The organism is Acinetobacter sp. AKBS16, assembly GCF_002899995.1.
Lineage (GTDB): Bacteria > Pseudomonadota > Gammaproteobacteria > Pseudomonadales > Moraxellaceae > Acinetobacter > Acinetobacter baumannii.
The window spans coordinates 3,632-8,260 of sequence record NZ_POYH01000082.1 but is presented as its reverse complement, the minus strand read 5'-3'; the positions used below and the strand labels follow the sequence as shown (position 1 = coordinate 8,260).

At 37.4% G+C, this 4,629-nt stretch carries 5 protein-coding genes and 1 pseudogene; 1 reads left to right on the top strand and 5 read right to left on the bottom strand.

Annotated features, from left to right (window positions below; all coding sequences use genetic code 11):
* The 3 genes from C1642_RS19600 to C1642_RS14705 form a co-directional block, all read right to left on the bottom strand.
* A partial coding sequence (locus tag C1642_RS19600; protein WP_228153916.1) for a TetR/AcrR family transcriptional regulator occupies positions 1-398 on the bottom strand: 398 nt, incomplete at its 3' end.
* Between the two features lie 726 nt (positions 399-1,124).
* Positions 1,125-1,433 carry a helix-turn-helix domain-containing protein gene (locus C1642_RS14710; RefSeq protein WP_103236501.1) on the bottom strand — a complete coding sequence of 103 codons (309 nt, stop codon included), beginning with the start codon at positions 1,431-1,433 and terminating at the stop codon, positions 1,125-1,127.
* Entirely contained in the window at positions 1,430-2,761 is a 1,332-nt protein-coding gene (locus tag C1642_RS14705) for a type II toxin-antitoxin system HipA family toxin (protein ID WP_103236500.1), read from the bottom strand. Before C1642_RS14705 ends, C1642_RS14710 begins: the two co-directional genes overlap by 4 nt.
* 295 nt (positions 2,762-3,056) lie before the next feature.
* Between C1642_RS14705 and C1642_RS14700 the strand changes: the two genes are divergently transcribed.
* Entirely contained in the window at positions 3,057-3,497 is a 441-nt protein-coding gene (locus C1642_RS14700; RefSeq protein WP_103236499.1) for an HD domain-containing protein, read from the top strand.
* A 34-nt stretch (positions 3,498-3,531) separates the two neighbouring features.
* On the opposite strand, the gene C1642_RS14695 is transcribed toward C1642_RS14700, so the two are convergent.
* Positions 3,532-4,176, bottom strand: coding sequence for a hypothetical protein (locus C1642_RS14695; RefSeq protein WP_103236498.1), 645 nt, complete (start codon positions 4,174-4,176; stop codon positions 3,532-3,534).
* Between the two features lie 11 nt (positions 4,177-4,187).
* Positions 4,188-4,629: pseudogene (locus C1642_RS19590) on the bottom strand (acid phosphatase); the annotation flags it as partial.

Below are 4,629 nucleotides of genomic sequence, written 5' to 3'. Positions count from 1 at the left end.
ATTTCGTTGGTGAGCCATGTCCTATATCTCACGGCGGTTGTATAGGCGTTTGGATAGTTATTTTTCGTTTCAAAAATGGCTTTAAACAACAGGTAATACAGCCCGTCTATGTCTGCGTGTAAGTTATAGAGCTTTTTGAGTTTATCGGCTGCGCTTGTGCCGTGGTCGTATTCGAGCATAGTGGCTACTTTTTCTTGGAGTCGTTCTTTTTGCACAATCAAGCAAATTTCAATAAAGCGTTCTTTAGATTGAAAGTAGTTATAAAATGTCATTTTTGGTATTTCAGACTCTTTCACAAGTCTGTCGACGCCCACGATATGAAACCCATTGTAATGGAACAGTTCAATTGATTTATTGACGACTTTTAATGCACGTGTTGGGAGAACTAAATTTGGCATATTTTTACCGTTATAAATTAAATTTTTGTTGTATATAAATGAGATATAAAAGCCTTCCACTTTTCTAAAGGTGAAAAAAAGCGTAGCAAAGCCATAAAGACTGTGCCTAGCACATCTCAAGTTTTAGTTGTTCGAAGTTTTAAGTAATAACGAGCTAAAGCCTGAAAAGCCTTACGGCGATCAAGCTGCGTTAAATGTTTTAAGCTGTGTTGTTATAGCTTTTGGCAATGGATGCCAAGAAATGATGGATGCGCAAAGCCAACTCCTTTTTATTTGGAGTTCTGCCAAAGCATAAGATTTATGGTGGCAGAACGAAAGAGGGTTAGCAGACTGGTTAAGACATCCAGCACACCCGAAGGTGTCCCTCTCCCGTCCTACCGCTACGGGAAAGAGACGAGAGGTACACATAGAACTATCCCTCAGAAGGAATAAATTCTGATGCGGTCTTAAAAACGGTCTGCTAAAACCGACTGGCAATGTAGGCCAGCCCGCAAATGGTAATCTTCAATATTTGAAGTGTCAATGTGAAATTGGCTAGAAAATATTTAAATAATTATTATTTTTCATTTAATTACATAATTAAGGATATTCTTAAGTAATATTTACAATCTGCTTTTATATCATTAAGTTAAATTTTAAAGTTGAAAAAATTTATGTATTAGATTGGCTCAAAATTTATCATTTTAGTGTTCACAAGCGTTCCCTTGTGAACATTTAAGTAGTTGCTTACTCGGTTGGCTTTATAATTTTGCTAACAATATGTTCATGCGTAGGTACAAGCCCTGCTTTTAAACCAAGTGGCTTAAACACTTTATCTAACACAGATTGAGTCAGTTTACCTTTATCCTGCTCAATGTCCGTTAAAGTCCGACGGCTTATACCCACCAAATTAGCATATTGTTCTTGAGTCAAACCCAACACATTTTTGCGTAAATACGATAGCAATTGCCCCAAAGTAATCTCACTCAACAAATATTGTTTATATAAATCTATAAGAATCTGCTGACGGTCTTGGGTTTGATTTTTTACATTCATAGCAGTTCCCATCTTTTCAATTTAGCTTCTATGTAATCAAATGACAGCGCTGGCATTTCAATAATTTGTTTTGGTACACCTTTATCAACTAATCGTTGCTTTAAGCCAAGCAGGTTATTCGCCAAAGTCCTTAATGTTGCTAGAGATAAATCGGGATCGCACCAAGGAGCAAGTTTTTGTGTAATTTGCGCCCACCGGTATTCACCTCCTTCCTCATACGGACTTCCCCAAGTCGTCGATCTGGTCACAACTTCTGGATCGGCTTTCATAGGTGCAAAGTCATAAATAGGCGAAAGATAAATTTTTCCAGATTTTTTTATAAACGATGTATTACGACCGTGGTTATCTGAATTGCCAAAAATGATATTAAGTAAGTCACGTTGTAACCACTCACAAATAAATTGTGGTATATCAAAATCTGAGTCAATGCTTGTGAGTAATCTACATAGATCCTCAATTACTTCGAAATGGTTAAGATGGCTACCAGAAGACTTATTTAGTACAGAATACACAGACTCTAGACCATAGCGGTGCCAATATTGATCACACCATTCTGTATCGAATCTTGGAAGCCACAATGACGGATATTTTGTACCTTCAATGAGCTTCATTTGGGTTGTTTCAATTGTGTTGAAACCTAATTCATTGAGTATTTGATAGTAATAATATTCAGCTCTGAGAATATCGCAATCAATCTCGCTACGTTTATTTCGCGGAAATTTAACTAAATAATGCTGATCTGGCTGATCAAATTTTTCTTGGTAGGTGTCAATCCAGACTTTTTGTTCCGGTGAAACACGAATAAGCAACTTGGGAGCTTCCCCGCCAGCACCAGTTGCACCACCACTAATAGCTCCCATTTGTTGAGCATATTCCAGAAAATCAATATTACGCTCAGCCACATCTTCCTTACTAAAATAACGTAAGTGCAAGGTTGACTCTGGGTTTAGTGGAGGCAATGCTTCTTTAATTCGTAAATTACCAACAGGTGCCATCCCACCTTTTTCTAATAGAATACTTTCTTGTTCCGCATAGGTTAAGCGTTGTAAATCTAGATAATTCACCCAATAACGGCGTGCAGCGCCAGATGGAACAATATCATCTAAAAAGCCAAACCATGTGTCCGATTCGTGTTTAATAAGAATTTGTACAGGAAGTGATAAACTACAGGCGTGCTCATCTCGTCTTTCTAAATATTGAATTGCATAATTCAACTCATACTCTAGTTCACTGGCGCTAGCCGAACCCAACTTAGGTTCCAGCAGTTTTAGTTCTGCTATATCTATCCAGTTTTTATTTAGTAAAGCCTGTATCGTTAATTTTTTCATTAGTACAAATGAGCAATTATTTTCTCAAAAATACTATAAAAATAAGTTTTTGTGAATATATTTGCTCAATTTGATTTATTTTAGATAAAAGTGAGCAAATTTTTGCGCATCTCATATTTATAGATAGCAATAATTTATTTATCCGTTTTCATATATTGAATATTACATTGTGGAGATTCACCAAACAAACGAGAGTATTCACAACAAAGTAGCTTATCCAGTATAAAATTATGACTTAAGCGCCCCATCTCACCCATTAGGCCATGTCATATACTTAAAGTAATAAGAGCAAAAAATGACTCAAAATAAAGTTGAATTAGCAGAGAAATTGTCAAAAGAATCTCATCAAGGTCAAAAGTATGGTCCTCATGATTACTTTGATTACCATATTAAAGGTGTGGTCAATTCATTAATTGAGCACCGATTTTCGGAAGTCTATATTATTACAGCCCTTCTCCACGATAGCGTTGAAGATACGCCTCTTACCCTAGCCAAAATCGAAAGCTTATTCGGAAAGGAAGTCCGTGATGCGGTTGATGCATTAACTAAACGGGAAACTGAAACACGCGAAGAATATTTGATTCGTTGTGGTTTGAATCCGATCGCTCGAGTCGTGAAACTTCATGATGCAGCCTTTAATGCGCACAACTCACATAAAGAAAGTAATCAATCACGTGTCGATTATTACCTTCAAACCATGTTAATTGTTTCAACGGCGCAAGATAAGTTGGAGTGAAAGACAACGAAATAAATCCGTTGCCTTTTTATTTTTAAGATTGTGCAAATGCCCAAATGTCTTTTGATGCAATCGTGTCAGATACAAGTCTAAAACTCATAGGTTCTAAATCTTCATCTACCACAACATAACCTTTCGAGTTATTTTTTAGCGCATCACACTGATTATCGGTAAGTTGATAGTTTGCGGTATTGGCTAATGCACTTACAGTAATAACACCCGTAAACACACAATTCGGGTCTTTCGAGACAATTTTGCCTTGTGCACTAACCTCGGCATTTACCGTCGTTCCATCTGGAAACGATAAATCGTAGGTGCCGACCAATTGATTAAGCAAAAGTTTTTGATCAGCAATTTTTTCATAATGTGCTAATTCAACAGTCATTGATTGATTAGACTGGTTGCTTCGCCAAGCTTTTGTTTTTGCATCATAACTCATCACAATCTTGGCGCGGTTTTCGTCATCATCTAAAACCAATAATTTAGTCCCATCTGCGCCAGAATAGTATTTACCCGCCATAGGTAATTCTTGATCGGTTTCGGTACTAATAATATAAGTTCCGACATCTAAGCTCGGAGCCAGTGCAGGTTTTTCAGTCGAGACTTGGTCATCATGATCATTGTCATTACAAGCCGCCAATCCAAGCCCAAGGAGTAAAACCAATAAACAACGTTTCATGGTCTTTCTCCTTACTTGTTAAATAAGTTTTTTAAACGGATTTTAAGCCATTCTTGACCTGCTGGTCGTTGATCATAAGCAACTTGCATTGCAGTCACAGCAATTTTGCTTTGCATTACAGCGCTTTCATCCGACATTTGAGCGGCAGTTGGGGCCGATGGTGCCGCATCGATTCCTAAGCCAAATTGATTGTTGCCTTTACTATCTTTGGTCACTTGGAACTTCAATTTATATAAGTCATAAGTCCCAATTTTAGAAAAAGCAAACGGCGTGCTGGTGGTTAAATTTTTAGGGAAATTCACATTTAGCGTAATGCCTTTTGGCAACAATTGGCCCTTACCTGCCTTAGCTTGTAATTCTTTTAATAACACTACGGTTTGTTTTGCCACAATCGCAGAGTTAGGGTTGTTTAAAGTTTTGTCATCTACCGTGTTGGTATCGGCGCTTAAGGCA